The organism is Serratia proteamaculans (genome assembly GCF_946227095.1).
Classification (GTDB): Bacteria; Pseudomonadota; Gammaproteobacteria; order Enterobacterales; family Enterobacteriaceae; genus Serratia; species Serratia proteamaculans_E.
Map to the genome: position 1 here is coordinate 619,563 of NZ_CAMISV010000001.1, position 19,370 is coordinate 638,932.

16 protein-coding genes are annotated in these 19,370 nt (G+C 58.0%); 4 read left to right on the top strand and 12 right to left on the bottom strand.

The window, feature by feature from the left end:
- Window positions 1-7: 7 nt before the first annotated feature.
- Together OC597_RS03020 and OC597_RS03025 are read right to left on the bottom strand one after the other, a co-directional pair.
- Complete coding sequence (locus OC597_RS03020) at window positions 8-646, bottom strand: RES family NAD+ phosphorylase (protein ID WP_261283971.1); 639 nt, start codon at window positions 644-646, stop codon at window positions 8-10.
- The gene (locus OC597_RS03025) at window positions 639-1,415 is read right to left on the bottom strand and encodes an MbcA/ParS/Xre antitoxin family protein (protein ID WP_261283970.1); all 777 of its coding nucleotides are present in this window, start codon (window positions 1,413-1,415) and stop codon (window positions 639-641) included. The genes OC597_RS03020 and OC597_RS03025 overlap by 8 nt, the downstream gene beginning before the upstream one ends.
- A gap of 131 nt (window positions 1,416-1,546) precedes the next feature.
- Here OC597_RS03025 and OC597_RS03030 point away from each other — a divergent pair, with 131 nt between their 5' ends.
- A complete protein-coding gene (locus OC597_RS03030) occupies window positions 1,547-2,059 on the top strand; it encodes a GNAT family N-acetyltransferase (RefSeq protein WP_262207374.1) in 513 nt (170 codons plus the stop codon).
- A gap of 3 nt (window positions 2,060-2,062) precedes the next feature.
- Here the strand turns inward: OC597_RS03030 and acpA are convergent, their stop codons facing one another.
- The 10 genes from acpA to atzF form a co-directional block, all read right to left on the bottom strand.
- Window positions 2,063-3,769 (bottom strand): acid phosphatase, encoded by a 1,707-nt coding sequence (gene acpA, locus OC597_RS03035; RefSeq protein ID WP_262207375.1) that lies wholly within the window; start codon window positions 3,767-3,769, stop codon window positions 2,063-2,065.
- A gap of 170 nt (window positions 3,770-3,939) precedes the next feature.
- Window positions 3,940-4,452, bottom strand: a complete 513-nt coding sequence (locus OC597_RS03040) for a DUF2165 family protein (protein ID WP_261251941.1) — start codon at window positions 4,450-4,452, stop codon at window positions 3,940-3,942.
- 153 nt (window positions 4,453-4,605) lie between these two features.
- The gene (gene urtE, locus OC597_RS03045; RefSeq protein WP_085115803.1) at window positions 4,606-5,304 is read right to left on the bottom strand and encodes an urea ABC transporter ATP-binding subunit UrtE; all 699 of its coding nucleotides are present in this window, start codon (window positions 5,302-5,304) and stop codon (window positions 4,606-4,608) included.
- Window positions 5,305-5,312: 8 nt separating this feature from the next.
- Window positions 5,313-6,119 (bottom strand): urea ABC transporter ATP-binding protein UrtD, encoded by an 807-nt coding sequence (gene urtD, locus OC597_RS03050; protein ID WP_170924997.1) that lies wholly within the window; start codon window positions 6,117-6,119, stop codon window positions 5,313-5,315.
- On the bottom strand, window positions 6,116-7,192 hold the full coding sequence (gene urtC / locus OC597_RS03055) for an urea ABC transporter permease subunit UrtC (RefSeq protein ID WP_085115802.1): 1,077 nt from the start codon (window positions 7,190-7,192) through the stop codon (window positions 6,116-6,118). The genes urtD and urtC overlap by 4 nt, the downstream gene beginning before the upstream one ends.
- Window positions 7,192-8,772, bottom strand: coding sequence for an urea ABC transporter permease subunit UrtB (gene urtB, locus OC597_RS03060; RefSeq protein ID WP_262207378.1), 1,581 nt, complete (start codon window positions 8,770-8,772; stop codon window positions 7,192-7,194). The genes urtC and urtB overlap by 1 nt, the downstream gene beginning before the upstream one ends.
- Window positions 8,773-8,836: 64 nt before the next feature.
- Entirely contained in the window at window positions 8,837-10,105 is a 1,269-nt protein-coding gene (gene urtA / locus OC597_RS03065; RefSeq protein WP_262207380.1) for an urea ABC transporter substrate-binding protein, read from the bottom strand.
- Window positions 10,106-10,157: 52 nt separating this feature from the next.
- Complete coding sequence (locus OC597_RS03070; RefSeq protein ID WP_261283964.1) at window positions 10,158-10,868, bottom strand: GntR family transcriptional regulator; 711 nt, start codon at window positions 10,866-10,868, stop codon at window positions 10,158-10,160.
- A 51-nt stretch (window positions 10,869-10,919) separates the two neighbouring features.
- Window positions 10,920-14,543: an urea carboxylase gene (uca, locus tag OC597_RS03075; RefSeq protein ID WP_262207382.1), complete on the bottom strand. Its 3,624-nt coding sequence runs from the start codon at window positions 14,541-14,543 to the stop codon at window positions 10,920-10,922.
- 2 nt (window positions 14,544-14,545) lie between these two features.
- Window positions 14,546-16,375: an allophanate hydrolase gene (gene atzF, locus OC597_RS03080; protein WP_262207384.1), complete on the bottom strand. Its 1,830-nt coding sequence runs from the start codon at window positions 16,373-16,375 to the stop codon at window positions 14,546-14,548.
- Window positions 16,376-16,929: 554 nt separating this feature from the next.
- Between atzF and OC597_RS03085 the strand changes: the two genes are divergently transcribed.
- The 3 genes from OC597_RS03085 to OC597_RS03095 are packed head-to-tail and all read left to right on the top strand — an operon-like array spanning window position 16,930 to window position 19,350.
- Window positions 16,930-17,205 carry a YdgH/BhsA/McbA family protein gene (locus OC597_RS03085; RefSeq protein ID WP_112350195.1) on the top strand — a complete coding sequence of 92 codons (276 nt, stop codon included), beginning with the start codon at window positions 16,930-16,932 and terminating at the stop codon, window positions 17,203-17,205.
- 28 nt (window positions 17,206-17,233) lie between these two features.
- On the top strand, window positions 17,234-17,854 hold the full coding sequence (locus tag OC597_RS03090; protein ID WP_261251934.1) for a carbonic anhydrase: 621 nt from the start codon (window positions 17,234-17,236) through the stop codon (window positions 17,852-17,854).
- Entirely contained in the window at window positions 17,851-19,350 is a 1,500-nt protein-coding gene (locus tag OC597_RS03095; protein ID WP_261251933.1) for a SulP family inorganic anion transporter, read from the top strand. Before OC597_RS03090 ends, OC597_RS03095 begins: the two co-directional genes overlap by 4 nt.
- Window positions 19,351-19,370 lie beyond the last annotated feature (20 nt).

Sequence of the window (19,370 nt, forward strand, 5' to 3'; positions counted from 1 at the left end):
CGATAAATTAATCATCTTCCAGCAGAGTAATGCCCATTTCATCGGCCAGCTCAAACAGATGTAATAAAACGCTTTTATCTATTACTGATACCCTATTACCAGTAATAGATAACTCGTCTCCATTCAAACGGTCGCCAAACAGAATATAGGCATTGCCAGGATGTTGTTTTGACGGCCAAATCAGCCCATGAATATCTTGATGTTGCTCATGAATAGCTTCAGCCCACTTGCGCGTTACCTGATAGTCCGTGGCATCGCAATGCGCTACCTTTTTAGAGGCTCTCATTTTGGCCAGGCCAGGTTGATCTAATGCAGCAAATTGCAATTCGGTATTCACCAACAGTTCTGTATGAACCAAACCCACCAATCGTCTGACGTTGAACTCAACATGTTGTTGTGAGAAATCGACATCATGCAAAGGGACTTCGCACAACGCCACCTTGGTAGTATCGCCAGCATAAATTGTGGCGATCACGTTATTGTGTTGGTCGAAAATTGGACTAAATCGTGCGTCGCCTCCTGGGCTATCATTGAAAGCATCACCAGCGTACTTTTCTCGATGAATTCGATAAAGCGGCGTCCCTGCCTTAACAAGGTACTTGTTAATATTGACCTTTCCTACCGGGGGAAATAAGTCATCAGCCATGTTGTGCCCCCGCCTTCTCTATAAGAGCAGCATGTAACACGGCAGCGGGTTCTTTCTTCATCACGTCTTTAGGCTTTTTACCGCCCAGCCAGCTATTGGCCGTCCCCATCCAGCTCGCAATTGACCAGGCGCTGGTGCCGTCACCAAAGACGGTCAATATGTCTTTGAGGATTTTTAGTGGCTGGTAAGCCTCATCCAGCGCGTAAGCCGGATAACGGTCGTGGCCTTCAACGTTGATCGCAAAAATCTTCCCACGTTGCTTCCAACCGTTTGGGCCTGCGCTGCGGTTGCGATTTTTAAAACCGGCCCTGTCGGAGAGTTCGGCTGATGTCAGCCAGTGCGCATCTTCCAGGAGGTACTGGCGAAGGTCCTGCTTCCTTGCTTCATTCCTGCCCTGAAACTCGGGAAAACCCGCAAAAATGCTGACGACAGGCATACCGTTGTCGCTATCGACATCCCCTCGTACTGCCGGTAGCTTCCCGGCGGTAGACTTGGTTACCATATCCCATACAATCTCCAGCATTTGCATCGCCGCATTGGGATCCACTGCCGGGTCATTGATCATTTCGGTTAGTTTTTTTCTCAGGGCGCTATTACCGGCGTCATTGTTGCTATCCGATTTGGTTGTATGAGCATCGGGATCAATTTCCATCACCAAGAATCGCGCCGAATGCTTACTTGGCTTAAGATGTTGCAGCTGATCGGCAGTGAGCATTTGCATAACAGTACGATGTCCCTGACGACGATGGGTTTGCTGTTTGGCTGTCATACTCCCTCCGGCAGACAGATATTGAGTATATTGAGTATATCTCGTATACCCTGGGTTGTCTAAATCTTCACCAGCGCGGCGATTCCCTTTCAGGTTGCCCGCCGTTTCTCGTTTCTCACCAAGAGGTTCATATGTTCAGTATCCGCCAGGCTTTGAGCGGTGATTTAGCGCAGGTTCGTGACGTAGGTATTCGCACCTATCAGGCCCATTTTGGCGAACTTTGGCACCATAAAGCGGAACTCGATACTTTTCTGGCGCAAGACTTTGCCGTTGAGGCACTGGAAAAAACGCTGCAGGATACAGAAGTTTGCTGGCTATTGGGATATGAAGACGACAATCTGGTGGGTTATGCGCGGCTGAATTTCAACAGCCTGCTAGCACCAACCCAAACAACCGGCGCTGAGCTGCAGAAAATCTATTTCCTGCCGGAATATGCCGGCCGGGGTTACGGCCAGCACTTTTTTGAACAGGTGCAGCTTCGGGCGATCGAACGTAAGCAGCAAACGCTGTGGCTGGAAGTGTTACAGCGTAATACCAGCGCCCAGCGCTTTTACCAACGCCAGGGGCTGAGTATTTGCGGTGAAACCTGCTACACCAGCGCTCAGGGCTCCATCGGCATCTGGTATATGTCAAAACCGCTGTAACCCCTACCCCGGAAACTCCAGCGCGCCTGTCAGATCGCCCAGCGGTTTCTGGCTGCGCGCCGCCATTGCCTTATCCCGTTCCGTTAGCCCGTCCAGCGAGGGCAGATCAAACACCCGGCTGATTAATCGCAAAATTGACCCGGTATCGTACACCTCATGATCGACGTAGCCTTTACGGGCGAATGGCGAAACCACCAACGCCGGGATACGTGAGCCTGGGCCCCAACGATCGCCCTGCGGAGGGGCCACATGATCCCACCAGCCGCCGTTCTCATCGAAGGTAATCACTACCACGCTATTTTCCCACTGCGGGCCGTTGCGCAGGCTGTTAATAATATGGGCGATATGGCGGTCGCCGGCTTCCACATCGGAATACCCGGCGTGCATATTAAGGTTGCCCTGCGGCTTGTAGAACGCCACCGGTGGTAAAGTGCCCGCCTCCACCGCGGCCAAAAATTTATTGCTGCCGGTTGAATCGCCAATACCGCCGTCACGTAAATGCGCCTCGCGCGCCTGCGGGTTGCCCGGCCCCAGATTTTCGAAATAGTTGAACGGCTGATGGTGATACTGAAAGTCTGGCGCACCGGGGAAATCGCCCTGGTCCTTGCGGTTGTCCAGCGCGTATTGCCAACCCCCGGCGTACCATGCCCAGTCGATCCCCTTCTGACTGAGTAAATCGCCGATGTGCGGGTGTTTCTGCGGCTGCATCACGTTGGGCATGGTAGCGTCCGCCAGCGTCGGATCTTTCTCATCCTGAGTCCACGACGGCCAGTACGGTGGTGCCATGGTGTTGACCGCATAGCCGTCCGGCGTCAGCAGGCTCTTGCCAAACAGCGGGATGCCAAACGAAGCGCTGACCGGCGAGTCGCCCAACGGCTTCAGGCGCGAGTCCGTCACGTCATCGCTTTCAAGCAGGGCAATGCCCTCTTTGGCGACTGAGTTTTGTACCTCGGGGTAAAACGGCGGACGGGCGCAAATCAGATACTGGTGATTCAGGAAGGAACCGCCAAAGGCCCCCTGGAAGAAGTTATCGCACAGGGTAAATTCCTGCGCCAAGGTCCACAACCGCAGGTTGTAGGCTCCATCACCGTAATAGCCCATGGTCAGGGCACCGGAATCGGCCCAGGCAACAAACTTGTCGTTTTTGCCGCCGTTAATCTGCATCTGGTTTTGATAAAACACATGCCACAGATCGCGCGTGACCACGCCGTGCGGCAAATTCTCGCCCTGCGGCCCGGTCAACACAAACGGCTGATTCGGTAATTGATTAGTGAATACTGCATCTTCGTCGATTTTGTAATTAACATGCGCGACTTCCTGCTCTTTTGGCACCAGGCCTTTCCAGATCGGTGGCAAAGAATCCAGTAGCTTATCGTCACGATCGCGCTGCTGGTACTCCTCCGGCTTAAGTGCCGACAGCGGTTTTTCTACTCCGGGGAAATTGGCGAACAGGTTGTTAAAACTGCGGTTTTCGGCGTAGATCACCACTACATTTTTCACATGACGCCGCAGCAGTGGGTTTTGTGCGCTGGTCGGTAAAGAGTTCAGTACCACTTTCTTGTTGCCGTCAGCTGCGGCCCTGGCCAACGGCGCAATCGAGGCGCCGACTCCCAGCGCCGTCGCACCTGCCAGAAAACGCCGACGCGCCGGGTTGCTCGGCTGCTGCTGTTGCGCCGACGCTGGCAGATCCTTATCGGATTTATCGCTCATGTTTATCCCTCGTAAAATTTTTAACCTGTTGATTTGTTATAAATTTATTTAAGAGTCATTATGCTATGGCACAACTATGAACGAAATGTGACAAGACCCGGCAGGTTAGCATTTGGCAACACTTTCGCGAACATCGCCGAAGTTTTATCAAAATCCTGCGACTTCACGGCTTAGCGAGCGTCGCGCTGCAGCATCAGAAACAGCAAGGCCAGCGTATTGGGCACCATGTACAGCATCGCCCCCAGTTGCACCGCTAGCGGGTTTTCCTTTGCCTGCCAGGCCATAAACCAGTCACCTGCGACCACCATAAAACCGAGCCCCCACACCGCAATGGCACAGAGTGCGCCCAGCATGGCCCAGGCTTTCCCTTTGGCAAAGGCCGCGTAAGGTTGGCGCAGATGTTTCAGCATCAACACCACACCCAGTGCAGCGGTGATGCCGGCCACAGACTCCAGCACAGTGATCATCGCCAACCCGACCCGCCCGGCCCATTCCACGCTGACGGCGCGCCACATTAAGCCGGGAACCTGATAGGTATCCTGCATGGCAAGCAGCGGCGCCACGGCATGTTGGGCAGTACCAGCAAAATCGGCGGTATTGTTCAGCAGACTGAAGATCCCCCAAAGAGCCGGGAACAGTGACAGGACGATGCAACCCAGACGCGACATGGTGATTTCGTTCATAATTATCCCTAATTTATGATGATGTAAAACCCAGAGTTCCTTGTATTGTTGCAGTTTAACGCTGGGTAGCCAGTGGCGACTACCGAACCCCCAGCGAAGTGATTCGTGAATCGGTGCACACTCTACGTGAGTGCATCTCCGCCTTATTGAGCCTTATATCGCCACCAGCCCACGCACGCCGTCTTGCTCCATCGCGCTGCCGGCACCGCGCTGGACAATGCTGCCACGCGACATCACCAGATAACGGTCCGCCAGCTCGGCGGCGAAATCATAAAACTGCTCCACCAGCAGGATCGCCATATCCCCTCTTTCCGCCAACTGTTTGATCACCGCGCCGATCTCTTTGATCACCGAAGGCTGGATCCCTTCCGTCGGCTCATCGAGGATCAACAACTGCGGTCGGCAGGCCAGCGCACGCCCTATCGCCAACTGCTGTTGCTGGCCACCGGAGAGATCGCCGCCGCGCCGATCTTTCATCTGCAACAGCACCGGGAACAGTTCATAGATATGATCCGGTACCTTGCGGGCCTGACTGCCAGAAAAGCGCGCCAACCCCATCAGCAAGTTTTCCTCCACCGTCAGGCGACCAAAGATCTCACGCCCCTGCGGTACATAGGCGACGCCTGCCTGTACCCGCTGGTGCGGTTTTCTGCCGTTGAGGCTTTCGCCCTGCCAGCTGATGCTGCCGCTCTTGGCCGGGATCAGCCCCATCAGGCACTTCAACAGCGTGGTTTTCCCCACGCCGTTACGCCCCAGCAGGCAGGTCACTTCGCCGATATGGGCTTCAAACGACAGGCCGCGCAAAATGTGGCTGCCGCCGTAATATTGATTCAGTTCGTTCACTTGCAACATAGCTGCTCCTAGCGCCCCAAATACACTTCGATCACCTGCTCGTCAGCCTGCACCTGCGCCAATGAGCCCTCCGCCAGCACCTGACCCTGATGCAGCACCGTGACGTGGTCGGCAATGGTTTCGACAAACCCCATGTCATGCTCCACCACCATCAGTGAATGCTTGCCCGCCAGCGAGCGGAACAGTTCGGCGGTGTACTCGGTTTCGGCATCGGTCATGCCGGCCGCCGGTTCATCGAGCAACAGCAGATGCGGTTCCTGTACCAGCAGCATACCTATCTCGAGAAACTGTTTTTGCCCGTGAGACAGCAACCCGGCGGGACGATGCCGTTCATGGCCGAGCCGCAGGGTTTTCAGCATGTCATCGATGCGATCGCGTTGTTCGCTGCTCAGTTTGGCGCGTAGGCAGGCCCATACCGACTTCTGGGTTTTCTGGGCGATCTCCAGGTTTTCGAACACCGTCAGCGCCTCAAACACCGTGGGCTTTTGGAACTTGCGGCCAATGCCTGCCTGGGCGATCTGCATCGGATCCAGCGCGGTCAGATCAACGGTTTGATCGTAAAACACCCTGCCGCTGTCCGGCCGGGTCTTGCCGGTGATCACATCCATCAGCGTGGTTTTCCCCGCGCCGTTGGGCCCGATCACACAGCGCAATTCCCCCACGCCAATCTGCAACGACAGATCGCTCAGCGCACGGAAACCGTCGAAGCTGACGTTGATCTTGTCGAGCAGCAGCACCGGATCGGTTTGCTGGCGGTATTTATCGGCCGGCAGCGGCTGGGTGAACAGCTCTTCGGTCATTTGCAGCGAATTCATTGTGATTTCCCTCTGCGCAGCAGGCCAATGACCCCTTTCGGCAGGAACAGCGTGACGATGATAAACATCAGGCCGAGGAAGAACTGCCAGTATTCCGGAATGGCCATGGTGAACCAGCTCTTGGCACCGTTGACGATACCGGCCCCCAGCAGCGGCCCCACCAGCGTGCCGCGCCCACCAAGTGCCACCCAGATAGCGGCTTCGATCGAGTTGGTCGGCGACATTTCGCCCGGGTTGATAATGCCCACCTGCGGCACATACAGCGCCCCGGCCAGCCCACACAGCACCGCCGACAGCGTCCAGACAAACAGTTTGAAGCCTTTCGGATCGTAACCGCAGAACGTCAGGCGGTTTTCCGCATCGCGTACCGCCGTCAACACCCGACCGAACTTACTGCGTGCCAGAGCGAAGCCGATTGCCAGACTGGCAGCCAGCAGCAGCACCGTGGTCAGGAACAGCGCCACCCGCGTGCCGGTCGCGGTGATCGGGAAGCCCAGTAGCGTCGTGAAACCGGTAAAGCCATTGTTGCCACCAAAGCCGGTTTCGTTACGGAAGAACAACAGCATACCGGCGTAGGTCAACGCCTGGGTCATGATGGAGAAATACACCCCTTTGATTTTTGAGCGAAAAGCGAAGTAACCGAAGATAAAGGCCAGCACCCCAGGCACCAGCACGATCAGGCACAGCGCCCAGGCGAAATACTGGGTACCGCTCCAGAACCACGGCAACTCGTTCCACGACAGGAAGGCCATAAATCCCGGCAGGCCATCACCCGCCGCCTGGCGCATCAGGTACATGCCCATGGCATAGCCACCGAGGGCAAAAAACAGCCCGTGCCCCAACGACAGCAGCCCGGCATAGCCCCACACCAGGTCGAGCGCCACCGCCACCACCGCATAACACAAAATTTTACCCACCAGCGTCAGGGTATAAGTGGAGATCGCCAGCGGATGGTCTGCCGGCAACAGCGCCAGAAACGGCATAATCAACAGCGCCAGCAACGCCAGCCCGCCGATGCCCAGCGCCAGTCGGGGTGCCTTTTGCACGCCGGTGACAGTCAATGGTTGGCTCATCAGTCGATCACCCTGCCCTTGAAGGCGAACAGTCCCTGAGGACGTTTTTGGATAAACAGCACGATCAGCGCCAGGATCAGGATTTTACCCAGCACAGCACCCATCTGCGGTTCAAGAATTTTGTTGAGGATACCGAGGCCAAAAGCCGCCACCACGGTACCGGCCAGTTGGCCGACGCCGCCGAGTACCACCACCAGGAATGAGTCGATGATATAGCCCTGGCCCAATTCCGGCCCGACGTTACCCAGTTGCGACAGCGCCACCCCACCCAGCCCGGCAATGCCGGAGCCCAGGCCGAACGCCAGCATATCGACGCGGCCGGTGGGCACACCACAGCAGGCGGCCATCGCACGGTTCTGCGTCACGGCACGCACGTTCATGCCGAGGCGGGTTTTATTCAGCAACAGCCAGGTGAGTGCCAGCACCAACACCACAAACAGGATCACCGCGATACGGTTCCACGGCAGCACCAGATTCGGCAGTAACTGAATGCCGCCCGACAACCAGGCCGGGTTGGCGACCTCGACGTTTTGCGCACCGAACAACACCCGAACGCCCTGGATCAGCACCAGACTGATCCCCCAGGTCGCCAGCAGGGTTTCCAGCGGCCGACCATACAGATGACGGATCACCGTACGTTCCAGTGCCATACCAATGCAGGCGGTGATGGTGAATGCCACCGGCAACGCCACCAGCGGATACAGCGCCAGCCACTGCGGCGCAAACTGCTGAAACAGCCCCTGTACCAGATAAGCCGAGTAAGCACCGAGCATCAGCATTTCGCCGTGCGCCATGTTGATCACCCCCAGCAGGCCATAGGTGATCGCCAACCCAAGCGCCGCCAACAGCAGGATCGAGCCAAGCGACAGGCCGGTAAACGCCTGGCCAATCAGGTCGCCGATCATCAACCGGTGTTTCACGCTGGTCAGGCTTTTCAGCGCTTCGGCACGCACGGCGGCATCCGGTTCATGGTTGGCATCGGTCAATGCCTGCAGCCGGGTCTGGGTTTCCGGCGCGCCCGAACTGCCAAGCAGTTGCACCGCATTGAGGCGCACTTTGGCATCGGCGTCGGTCAGTTGCAGATTGGCCAGCGCAATGCTCAGCGCGTCATGCACCCGGCTGTCTTTTTCCTGCGCCAGCCGTTGGGTCAACAGCGGTAGCTGACTGTTTTGCGCCTCTTGCTGTAGAGCCTGCGCCGCCTGTAAACGCAGCGCCGGATCTTCACTGACCAGCCGGTGTGCCGACAGCGCGTTGGCGATCAGGATCCGCAGCCGGTTATTCAGCCACAGCTTCTTCGGCGTACCGACCGGGGCAGCGCTACCCTCCAGCGGCTGGTAACGATCGCCCTGCTGGATAAAGGCATGTTTGGCCTCGTCGATCACCACGTTTTCCTGCTTTAACGCCTGCAGTAACGGCAAACGCGCAGCGTCCGGCGCGGTCGCCCACACCTGCAATAATTTGGCCTGCTGCGTACGGTTGGCCGCAGCAAAGTCATCAGCCGGCCCCGCCTGCGCGAACATGGGCAGGCAGCACAGCAATAACCACAGATGCCTGAGATGGCTTAAAGATAAAAGTTTCATCCGAATGTCTCGTCGCAATAGGGCATGGCTCAGTCAGCCCCCCGCCGTAACGGGGGGCCGGGCATTACTTACCGCCTTTAACCGGGCTTTCCGACTTTTTGTCGTTGCCGGCAATGTACGGGCTCCACGGCTGAGCGCGTACCGGGGCATCGGTCTGCCACACCACGTTGAACTGGCCGTTGCCTTCAATTTCACCGATCATCACCGGTTTGTGCAGGTGGTGGTTGGTGGCGTCCATGGTCAGGGTAAAGCCCGAGGGTGCGGCGAAGGTCTGTCCGGCCATCGCGGCACGCACCTTATCCACGTCTGTGGTACCGGCCTTCTCAACCGCCTGCGCCCACATATGGATGCCGACATAGGTGGCTTCCATCGGATCGTTGGTCACGGCAGTGGCATAGTTCGGCAGGTTATGCGCCTTGGCATAGGCTCGCCATTCGCTGACAAACTGCTTGTTGGTCGGGTTGTCTACCGATTCGAAGTAGTTCCAGGCTGCCAGGTTGCCCACCAGCGGTTTGGTGTCGATGCCGCGCAGCTCTTCTTCCCCCACCGAGAAGGCGATCACCGGTACATCGGTGGCTTTGATACCCTGATTGGCCAGCTCTTTGTAGAACGGCACATTGGAGTCACCGTTGATGGTGGAGATCACCGCCGTTTTGCCGCCGGCGGAGAATTTCTTGATGTTGGCGACGATGGTCTGGTAGTCGCTGTAGCCAAACGGCGTATAGACCTCTTCGATATCTTTATCCTGAATACCTTTCGAATGCAGGAAGGCGCGAAGGATCTTGTTGGTGGTGCGCGGATACACATAGTCGGTGCCCAGCAGGAAGAAGCGTTTCGCCGAGCCGCCGTCTTCGCTCAGCAGGTATTCCACCGCCGGGATCGCCTGCTGGTTAGGGGCGGCGCCGGTGTAGAACACGTTAGGCGACATTTCTTCCCCTTCGTACTGCACCGGGTAGAACAGCAGGCCGTTCAGCTCTTCAAACACCGGCAGCACGGATTTACGCGACACCGAAGTCCAGCAGCCAAACACCGCCGCCACTTTATCCTGACTCAGCAACTGACGCGCCTTTTCGGCGAACAGTGGCCAGTTGGAGGCGGGGTCCACCACCACCGCCTCGAGTTTTTTACCCAATACGCCGCCCTTGGCGTTGATGTCATCGATGGTCATCAGCGCTACGTCCTTGAGCGGCGTTTCAGAAATGGCCATGGTGCCGGACAGCGAACTCAGGATGCCGACCTTGATGGTGTCGGCCGCCTGCGCCCCCCAGGCCATTCCCATGCCAATCATGGTGGCGGACAGCGCAAAAGCTTTTATAAAGTGACGACGTTGCATAATTCAAACTCCTGATGTGTGATAGGAAACCAACCTTCTTTTTAAGAAAAACTCACGTAGGACTGTCTGGTGGCTGAAGCCGTGCTTGATGCAACATGTGTAAAGTTATTTTTCTGACCTCAGCCTTACTGACGGCAATATGGTTGCTGAGCAGCGTTTGCGCCTCCTCGGTTTGCTGTTGCAAGATCGCCCGCAAAATCGCGGCGTGTTCGTTATAGGTCGCCGCCACCCGGCTGCCCTGAGTGAAGTCCAGCCGACGAATGATGCGGATCTTCTCGGTCAGATCACGATGGATACGCGCCATTTCGCCGTTGCCCGCCGCCTCCACCAGCGCCATGTGAAACTGCTCGTCATGCAGCGAAACCGTCTTGCCGTCCTCAAGCCGCGGCTCATCGATCCAGAAACTGCTGAGCGTCTCCAGTTGCAACGGCATTTCGCCCGCTGGCCGTGCACACAGGCGTTTTACCGCCTCACACTCCAGCACGATGCGCAGGTCATACAGCTCCTCGAAGTAGGCAAAATCGAACGGCCGCACCTGCCAACCACTGCGAAAATGCACTTCGACATAGCCTTCGCGCTCCAGCCAGAACAAAGCCTGACGCACCGGCGTACGGCTGACGTCCATGCGCAGCGCCACTTCGTTTTCGCTAAAGCGATCGCCCGGCAGCAGCTGAAAATCAAAAATGTCGTCCTTGAGCTGCAGATAGATACGTTCCGCCAGCCCCTCCGGCCGCGCCTTGCTGCGGTTATTGGTGATTTGCATCGCATTCCTCTCTGCGGGCGCAGCCTGCCGCGCCCCGACGATTAAAGATGGTTAACTGGCGTGCTCCAGCCACAGCAGGGCGTCGCCCGGCCCGACAGGCCGCCCCTGCTGGCAGCTGATACGCTTAATGACCCCGGCGCGTGGTGCGGTGACTGCCAGCTCCATTTTCATCGCCTCGACCACGATCAACGGCTGACCGGCTTCTACCTGCTGTCCCGGCTCCACCAGGATCTTCCACACGCTGCCGTTCAGGTCGGCGCTGACCAGATAGCCATCCACTTCTTCCTCATCAATCTGCGGCGGCAACAGTTGGGCCTCGGCTTCGCCCTCTTCTTCCTGCCAGCGCGTTACCTCGTGGTTGAACGCCTGCTGCTGACGCTGCTGGAAGGCGCTGATACCTTCGGCGTTGTCCACCAGGAAGCGACTGTATTCGGCAAAATCAAACTCGCTGTCCTCGATGCGGATCTGCGCGCGCCCTTCGCGGAACGCCTCGCGCTGTTCATCCAGTTCCTGCTCGTTGACCGGGTAGAAACGCACCTGATCAAAGAAGTGCAGCAGCCAGGGCTCACCGGCGGTGAACTGCGGGTTTTTGAGGAATTTGTTCCAGATTGGCAGCGTGCGCCCGACCAGTTGATAGCCACCCGGCGAATCCATGCCATAAATGCACATGTACATGCCGCCGATACCGACCGTGCCTTCGGCGGTGTGGGTACGTGCCGGATTGTATTTGGAACTGAGCAAGCGGTGACGCGGGTCAATCGGCACCGCGCAGGGTGCGCCGAGATAAACATCACCCAGCCCGAGGATCAGGTAACTGGCATCAAAGATGATGTCGCGCACCTGCTCACGCGTGCTGAGCCCGTTAATACGCTGGATAAAATCGACGTTGTTCGGCAGCCAGGGGGCGGACGATCGGACCGTCTGCTGATAACGTTCCACCGCTCCCAGGGTGGCAGAATCTTCAAACGCCATCGGCAGATACACCGTACGCGTCGGTACCTTCAGTTGGCTGACATCCCCCAGCGCCTGCTCGCGCGCCAGCAAACGCGTCAGTAAATCGGCCTGACCGAGCACGCGGCTGTCGTAGCGGATTTGCAGCGATCGCACGCCGGGCGCTAACTCCTCAACGCCGGGAATGACGTCCTGCCTGAGCGACTGCATCAACAGATGAATGCGTAACCTCAGTGCCAGATCGAGCACGTTGTCGCCGTACTCCAGCAAAATGTAGCCGTCCCCGGCCTGGCGATAGACCACTGTCGGGCGGTTGTCGCTGGCCGGTAACGCCGCCAGAATGCTGGCCGACCCGGTGGCCCCCGGTGTCAGATCCGGTGCGGCCAGGGTAATCGCCTTTACCGCCGCCAGGGCTTCGATACTGCCAAGCTGCGCTTGCTCCAGTGACTGCGCCTGTTTGAAGCCGATCGGATGAAAACGGATGCGATCCCCCGGCTTCACCTGGCCGACCTTCCACAACTCGGCCCTGGCGATGGTCACCGGGCAGACAAAGCCACCCAGGCTCGGCCCGTCGCGGGTGAGGATCACCGGGAAATCGCCGGTGAAGTTAATCGCACCGATGGCATATTCGCAGTCATGCACGTTGGACGGATGCAACCCCGCCTCACCGCCGTCCTGCCGTGCCCACTCGGGTTTTGGCCCGGACAGGCGTACGCCCAGCCGATTGGAGTTGTAATGCACCTGCCACTCGGCAGTGAAGAAAGTCTCGATCGACTCCGGGGTAAAGAAGTCCGGTGCGCCATGCGGCCCGTACAGCACGCCGATGTTCCACAGGTTGCCGTACTCGGGGATCAGGCTGTCATCCATTGCCTGCGGCGCGGCGATCGGTGCTGGGGTCGTGGTGGCGGCCAACGCCGGTTGGGACACCGCCAGCATGTCCGCAACCCGCAGGGTGCGTCCGGCGTGACCGCCAAACTGCCCCAGTGCGAAGGTCGAACGGCTGCCCAGATACACCGGCACGTCGAAACCGTTACGCACCGCCAGATAGGTGCGGCATCCGTGCCGGGCGCGGCCCATCGTCAGCACCTGCCCGGCCCGAACTGCAACCGGCTGCCAGTAATCCAGCGCTTCGCCGTCCAGATCCGCCGGGCAGTCCGCCCCGGTCAGGGCAATGGTGGCATCGCAGTGGAAACGCAAGGTCGGCCCCTGCAGGGTAAACTCCAGCCCGGCGGCACTGGGGTGGTTACCGACAATGCGGTTGGCCAGCCGGAAAGCAAAGTCGTCCATCGGCCCGGACGGCGGTACGCCGATATCCCAATAACCGAGACGGCCCGGGTAATCCTGCACGCTGCTGTAGGTCCCCGGCTGCAACACTTCGATGCTGCTGGGCTGGAAGTGGAAACTGTCCAGCATGCGGGTCCACACGCTGCCGGTCTGGAATTCGGCGGTGGCAATCACCTGGCGCAGGTAATCCAGATTGGTGGCGATGCCGTGCAGCCGGGTAGCGTCCAGCGCCACGCGCATTTTCTCCAGCGCCTGCTGGCGATCCTCACCGTGGACAATCAGTTTGGCGATCATCGGGTCGTAAAATGCCGATACTTCACTGCCGGTGGCGACCCAACCGTCAACCCGCACGGACTCAGGGAAATGCACCTCGGTCAATACGCCCGGGCTGGGCTGGAAGTTCTTCAGCGGATCTTCCGCATAAATGCGTACTTCAATCGACGCGCCCTGCGGCGGACGTTGCAGTGCCGCCCAGTCCAGTGCATCCCCCGCCGCCACCTGCAACATGCATTCGATCAGATCCAGCCCGGTGACCATCTCGGTGACCGGATGCTCCACCTGCAGGCGAGTGTTCACCTCGAGGAAATAAAATTCGTCGCGTGCGCCGTCGTAGATAAACTCCACGGTACCGGCGCTGCGATAATTCACCGACGCTCCCAGCGCCACCGCCGCCTGATGCAGCGCCTGACGGGTAGCCGCAGGCAGGTTGGGTGCCGGGGTCTCTTCCACCACTTTTTGGTTGCGACGTTGCAATGAGCAGTCACGCTCGCCGAGCGCGACCACCCAGCCCTGACCGTCGCCAAAGATCTGCACTTCGACATGGCGCGCCTGATCGACAAACCGCTCGATAAAGGCCCCAGAGTCGCGGAAAAACTGCTCACCCAACCGCTTCACGCTGTCGTAAGCTTCACGCAGTGCGGCTTCGTCATCGCAGCGCGTCAAACCGATACCACCACCGCCAGCGGTGCTTTTCAACATCACCGGGTAGCCAATCTGGCTGGCGGCGTTGACCGCCTCTTCAACGCTGTCCAGCAGGCCGGTGCCCGGCGTCATCGGCACCTGCGCCACCGCCGCCAGCTCACGCGCCCGGTGTTTCAGGCCGAACTCGCGAATTTGCGCCGCCGTCGGGCCGATAAAGGCAATGCCCGCCGCTTCACAGGCGTCGGCAAACTCAGCGCTCTCGGAGAGGAAGCCGTAACCGGGGTAAATAGCCTGCGCGCCGGTTTCTGCCGCCGCCGCCAGGATCTTGTCGATACACAGGTAGCTGTCGCCGGGTTTTTCACCGCCGAGCGCCACCGCCAAATCGGCTTCGGTAACGTGCGGTGCATTGCGATCGGCATCGGAATAAACCGCCACGCTGGTCACCCCCAGTCGTTTCAGAGTGCGGATGGCGCGACAGGCGATTTCGCCACGGTTGGCAATCAGTACGGTAGAAAACATGATCAAGCCCCCTTCAGGCTGGCGACATAGTTGCGCCAACCGCCAAATTCAGTGATGTCCGCGGCGCCCTGTAGCGCCCAGGGTTCGCAGATAAAGCCCTTCACCCGGCGACCGTCCGCCAGCAGCAGCGTGCCGATGCCCAGCGGCGCCGGGATTTCCGCCACGAACTCGCCGAAACGCGCCAACGGGATATCCCACAGCTCGACATCGATAGCGGCCCCCTGTTCGTTTTTGGCCAACCCCGGCTTTGGCGGCTGAGTATTGGCTAACGCGTACAGCCGGTAGCACGGCGCGGTGGTGGTTTGTTCCACCAAAGCCGCCGCACGCTGCGTGAGCTGGAAATTCAATGGCATTCCACTGAGGTGGGCACCCACCACCGCCACCCGCACGTGCTGGGTCGAGGGTGTAAGGGATTGCGAAGGTGGCAGCGGGCGGCCGGTAGCGCCCAACGGCAGATCCTGCGCCTGTTGCCAGCGCACCCCGAACGCGGCCAGCGCCCGATCGTGCCAGGCGGGAGCGACCAGCGTGATACCGGCGGGCAAGCCGTCGTCACGCATCGGCGCAGGCAATGCCAGCGCACTCAAATCGGCCAGGTTGGTGAAATTGGTGTAGGTGCCAAACTGCGAGTTGAACAACACCGGTTCCAGCTCCATTTCCGCCAGCGTGCGGATGGTCGGTGAGGTCGGCACCACCAGTGCGCCGAAGGGAGCCAACCGTTGTTCAATCTGCCGCGCCAGTTCGGCACGCAAATATTCCGCTTTGTAGGCATCGCAGGCGCTGTACTTCAGGCCGTTATTGACGATGCCGCGCACCACCGGGTTGATGGCCTGCGGGTTGGCACTCAGCATCTTTTCGACCGCCACGGTGCGTTCCGCCACCCAGGGGCCGTAATAGAGCTGCTCCGCCAGTACACGGAACGGGGTAAAATCGAGGGTTTCCAGCGTTACGCCACAGCGCTGCAACTGCACTAGCGCCTGTTGAAAAGCCCGCTCGGCCTGCAAATCGCCGAAAAACTCAAGTTGTGCCGGTACCGCAAAACGTGGGGCTGCGGGAAGATCCGCCGGGGCGGTATGGGGATTGATACGGGAGTAGGCATCAGCAGCGTCGTAGCCACCCGCCAGTTCGGCCACCAGCGCGGCGTCCGCCACCGTCAGGGCAAATACCGACACCGTGTCATTCAGTCTGCACGCAGGCACCACGCCCAGATTCGACAACCAGCCCTTGGTCGGTTTCAGGCCGACAATGTTGTTGAAGCCGGCCGGAACACGCCCTGAACCAGCGGTATCGGTACCCAGTGAGAACGGCGTCAGGCCGCGCGCCACCACCGAGGCCGACCCGGAACTGGAGCCGCCGCTGACGTAACGGCTGTCGAAACTGTTAACTACTGCGCCGTGCGGCGAACGGGTGCCCACCAGGCCGGTGGCAAACTGATCGAGGTTGGTTTTACCGATCACCAAAGCACCGGCGGCGCACAGATTGGCGACAACGCCGGCGTCTGCCGTCGCCTGATAGGCAAACTCCGGACAGGCGGCGGTGGTCGGCCAGCCGCCGACATCGATATTGTCTTTAACCGCAAAGGGCACGCCAAACAGCGGCAGACGGCTGATGTCACCGGCGACGGCTTCAAGCCGTTGTGCCAGTCGTTGGCACTGCGCCTCCAGTTGCGCGGCACTGGCAAAATACAGCCAGGCATTGTCATCCACAGGGAGATCGGTAGCCCATGTGGCCAAAGTGGCGCGCACGCAGGCCATGCGCTCGCCCGCCGGGTGGGTGTGATAATGGTGTTGCCATTCACCGAGGGTGAAACCGCGTAGATTTACAGGCTGAGTCATTGGCTGAATTCCATCTGGTACACAAGATGGGATTCAATAGAGCAACCGGCGTGCCAGTTTTTAATTGGCTGATTTCAATAAATTATAATTAAAACTTATGACGCTTAATTAAAAAACCTGCACCAGTGCTGCGCAATACACGAACAAAAAAGGTGCAATAAATCCTTATATTCTTGATATACCGAAAATGCCCTATAGGTATTAACCACAAAGTTTGTGCATTCGAGGAAGCCCCCTACTTTCTATTAATCATAAATAAGTAAAAAGGCAGGCTAATGAATTAATTGGTTACATGGCAACATCGTTAGTTAATCATTAAGAGATTATTATCAACAGTATAAATAATCGCTTAACAGAAGAATTTTAGATATTAACAACAGATAAATGGGTATATTAAAGCATAAAAAACCATAAAACAAACAAGTGTTACTTTATTACCAGACAAGCTTAATTACATCATTTTCAAGCAGATTTACCCCCGTCGCTGAAAGCTTTACACAACCCCGGCTTATTATCGGCACAGCAATTAGGCTAGCCTTTTACAGGAGTTACTAATGATTATACGTAAAGTCTTTCTCGCCATTCCCCTGCTGGTACTGTTCTCTACCTTTAGTTACAGCGCCGTCGAGCTGAATAAATCGAGTGAAAATTGCCAGAAAATCGGCTCGGTTTCTTTATCACGCAATGTGGTTTCCCCTGACGATGCAAAAAGCCAACTGGATGCCATTGCCGAAAAACGCGGTGCCAGCCATTACCGTATTAATTCGTTGGTTCCCGGCGGCGGCAACGGCGGTGGCCTGCATGTCAGCGCCGATCTATACCGCTGCTAAACCCTTCCTCTCACGCAAGGAGCACCCCATGACATCGATTAATCATTTACTGGTCAAAAATCGTAGTTGGGCAACCCAGCAACAATGGCGCGATCCGAATTTTTTCCCGCAGTTGGCGCAAGCGCAGAAGCCAAACATTTTGTGGATTGGCTGCTCCGACAGTCGGGTCCCGGCAGAAACTATCGTCCGCGCTCAGCCCGGCGAACTGTTTGTACACCGAAATATCGCCAATGTGGTCGAAGAGCAAGATGATAATTTGATGAGCGTGGTGCAATACGCGGTCGAGCATCTGGGTATCGGGGCGATTGTGGTTTGCGGGCATTATGGCTGCGGTGGGATCCAATCGGCGCTGAGTAACCGCGATACCCCCAGTGAGGACTCACTCACACGCCGCCTCAACTCGCTGCGCACCACCCTGGAGCGGCATTTGCCGTTTGACGCCGCTGCCCGCGCCGACGAAGCCGCGCACCTGAAAAAAGCGGTGAGCGCCAACGTACAGCTCCAACTCAATACCTTGGGTGAAACTCAACTCATTCAACGGGCCTGGCGAAGCAATGCCTCACTGACGTTGTTCGGTTGCATTTACGATCTGCACACCGGTTTCCTCAATGTGCTGGAACAACGCAACGCCGCCGGGAGGGTGACATGAACCGAGCCGATCTACGTTTTGACCTGCCCGCCGGGCTGGTGGTGTTTCTGGTCGCCCTGCCGCTGAGTCTGGGCATTGCGCAAGCCAGCGGTGTCCCGCCGTTCGTCGGTCTGCTGACCGGGGTGATCGGCGGCATTATCGTCACCCTGCTCAGCCCTTCCCCGTTTTCGGTCAGCGGCCCCGCCGCCGGTCTGGTGACCATCGTCACCGGTGCCATGGTGACGCTGGGTGACTTTCCGTCGTTTTTATTCGCCCTGTTGCTGGCCGGCGTGCTGCAACTGGCATTCGGCCTGCTGCGCGGCGGCAAACTGGCGGCGCTGATCCCCGGGGCGGTGATCCACGGCATGCTGGCCGCCATCGGCATTTTACTGATCCTGCAACAGTTGCCGCTGGCGATGGGCTATCCGCTCGGTCATGGCCTGAATGAAAAACCCTCCGTCGCACAACTGCAAAGCGATATTTCACTGGCGGCCGTGATGCTGACATTGGGAGCACTGCTGCTGATCGGCTTTTGGGGAAGCTCCTCGCTCAAACAACGCCTGCGCTTAAGCGCTCTGCCAGGCCCGCTGATTGCCGTACTCTGGGGTTGTCTGTTTGTCTGGCTTGGCCAGAAGATTTGGCCCGCCGTCAGCACCTTGCCACGAATAGAATTACCGGCACTGAACAGCGTTGAAGCACTGCAGGCGCAATTTTCCCTACCGAACTGGCAAGCGTGGCGCAACCCGGCGGTTTATCTGGTGGCGATGACCCTGGCGATTGTCGCCAGCCTGGAAACCCTGCTCAGTCAGGAAGCCTTGAAAAAGATGGCGCCGATGATGCCGGAACCCTCGGCCGATAAAGAGCTACGCGCACAGGGCGTGGGCAACCTTCTCAGCGGGCTGCTGGGCGGATTGCCGATTACCGCCGTGATTGTGCGTAGCTCTGCCAACGTGCAGGCCGGAGCACGCAGCCGGGTATCTATTCTGCTGCATGGCGTGCTGTTGTTGCTCAGCGCATTACTGTTTGCCGAACTGCTCAACAATATTCCGTTGGCCAGCCTGGCCGCGGTTCTGATCTACACCGGTTATAAGCTGGCGCACCCACGTATTTTTATCAGCCTGTGGCGTCAGGGCCTGCAGCAGTTCGTTCCTTTTGCCGCTACCCTTGGCGGTATTCTGGCGTTTGGCATGCTGGCGGGCATTGCGATCGGCCTGGCGGCGCAACTGCTGTGGAGTCTGTACCAAAGCAACCGTCACGCCCTGCATCTGACCCGCTACGACGACCATTATCTGCTTCAGTGCCAGCAAAACCTGACCTTCCTCAACAAGATGCGCCTGAAGCATTTATTGGCGCAGATAGAGCCCAACAGCACGGTGATTATCGATTGTGAAGGGATTAATTACCTGGACGACGATATCCGCACGATGCTCAATGAATACCGCCAAACGGCGGCGGAAAAACAGATCAACATCAGTCTGCATCCACCGGCCAACATTCTGGCACGCGATATCTCTTAAACGAAAACGGCGCCGGGTGA

Excerpts from the sequence above, each read along its gene's own strand:
- urtA (WP_262207380.1), bottom strand. The coding sequence starts at position 10,105 with ATGCAACGTCGTCACTTTATAAAAGCTTTTGCGCTGTCCGCCACCATG.
- OC597_RS03090 (WP_261251934.1), top strand. The coding sequence starts at position 17,234 with ATGACATCGATTAATCATTTACTGGTCAAAAATCGTAGTTGGGCAACC.
- uca (WP_262207382.1), bottom strand. The coding sequence starts at position 14,543 with ATGTTTTCTACCGTACTGATTGCCAACCGTGGCGAAATCGCCTGTCGC.
- OC597_RS03030 (WP_262207374.1), top strand. The coding sequence starts at position 1,547 with ATGTTCAGTATCCGCCAGGCTTTGAGCGGTGATTTAGCGCAGGTTCGT.
- urtB (WP_262207378.1), bottom strand. The coding sequence starts at position 8,772 with ATGAAACTTTTATCTTTAAGCCATCTCAGGCATCTGTGGTTATTGCTG.
- urtE (WP_085115803.1), bottom strand. The coding sequence starts at position 5,304 with ATGTTGCAAGTGAACGAACTGAATCAATATTACGGCGGCAGCCACATT.
- OC597_RS03070 (WP_261283964.1), bottom strand. The coding sequence starts at position 10,868 with ATGCAAATCACCAATAACCGCAGCAAGGCGCGGCCGGAGGGGCTGGCG.
- OC597_RS03095 (WP_261251933.1), top strand. The coding sequence starts at position 17,851 with ATGAACCGAGCCGATCTACGTTTTGACCTGCCCGCCGGGCTGGTGGTG.
- OC597_RS03085 (WP_112350195.1), top strand. The coding sequence starts at position 16,930 with ATGATTATACGTAAAGTCTTTCTCGCCATTCCCCTGCTGGTACTGTTC.
- OC597_RS03020 (WP_261283971.1), bottom strand. The coding sequence starts at position 646 with ATGGCTGATGACTTATTTCCCCCGGTAGGAAAGGTCAATATTAACAAG.
- acpA (WP_262207375.1), bottom strand. The coding sequence starts at position 3,769 with ATGAGCGATAAATCCGATAAGGATCTGCCAGCGTCGGCGCAACAGCAG.
- OC597_RS03025 (WP_261283970.1), bottom strand. The coding sequence starts at position 1,415 with ATGACAGCCAAACAGCAAACCCATCGTCGTCAGGGACATCGTACTGTT.
- atzF (WP_262207384.1), bottom strand. The coding sequence starts at position 16,375 with ATGACTCAGCCTGTAAATCTACGCGGTTTCACCCTCGGTGAATGGCAA.
- urtC (WP_085115802.1), bottom strand. The coding sequence starts at position 7,192 with ATGAGCCAACCATTGACTGTCACCGGCGTGCAAAAGGCACCCCGACTG.
- urtD (WP_170924997.1), bottom strand. The coding sequence starts at position 6,119 with ATGAATTCGCTGCAAATGACCGAAGAGCTGTTCACCCAGCCGCTGCCG.
- OC597_RS03040 (WP_261251941.1), bottom strand. The coding sequence starts at position 4,452 with ATGAACGAAATCACCATGTCGCGTCTGGGTTGCATCGTCCTGTCACTG.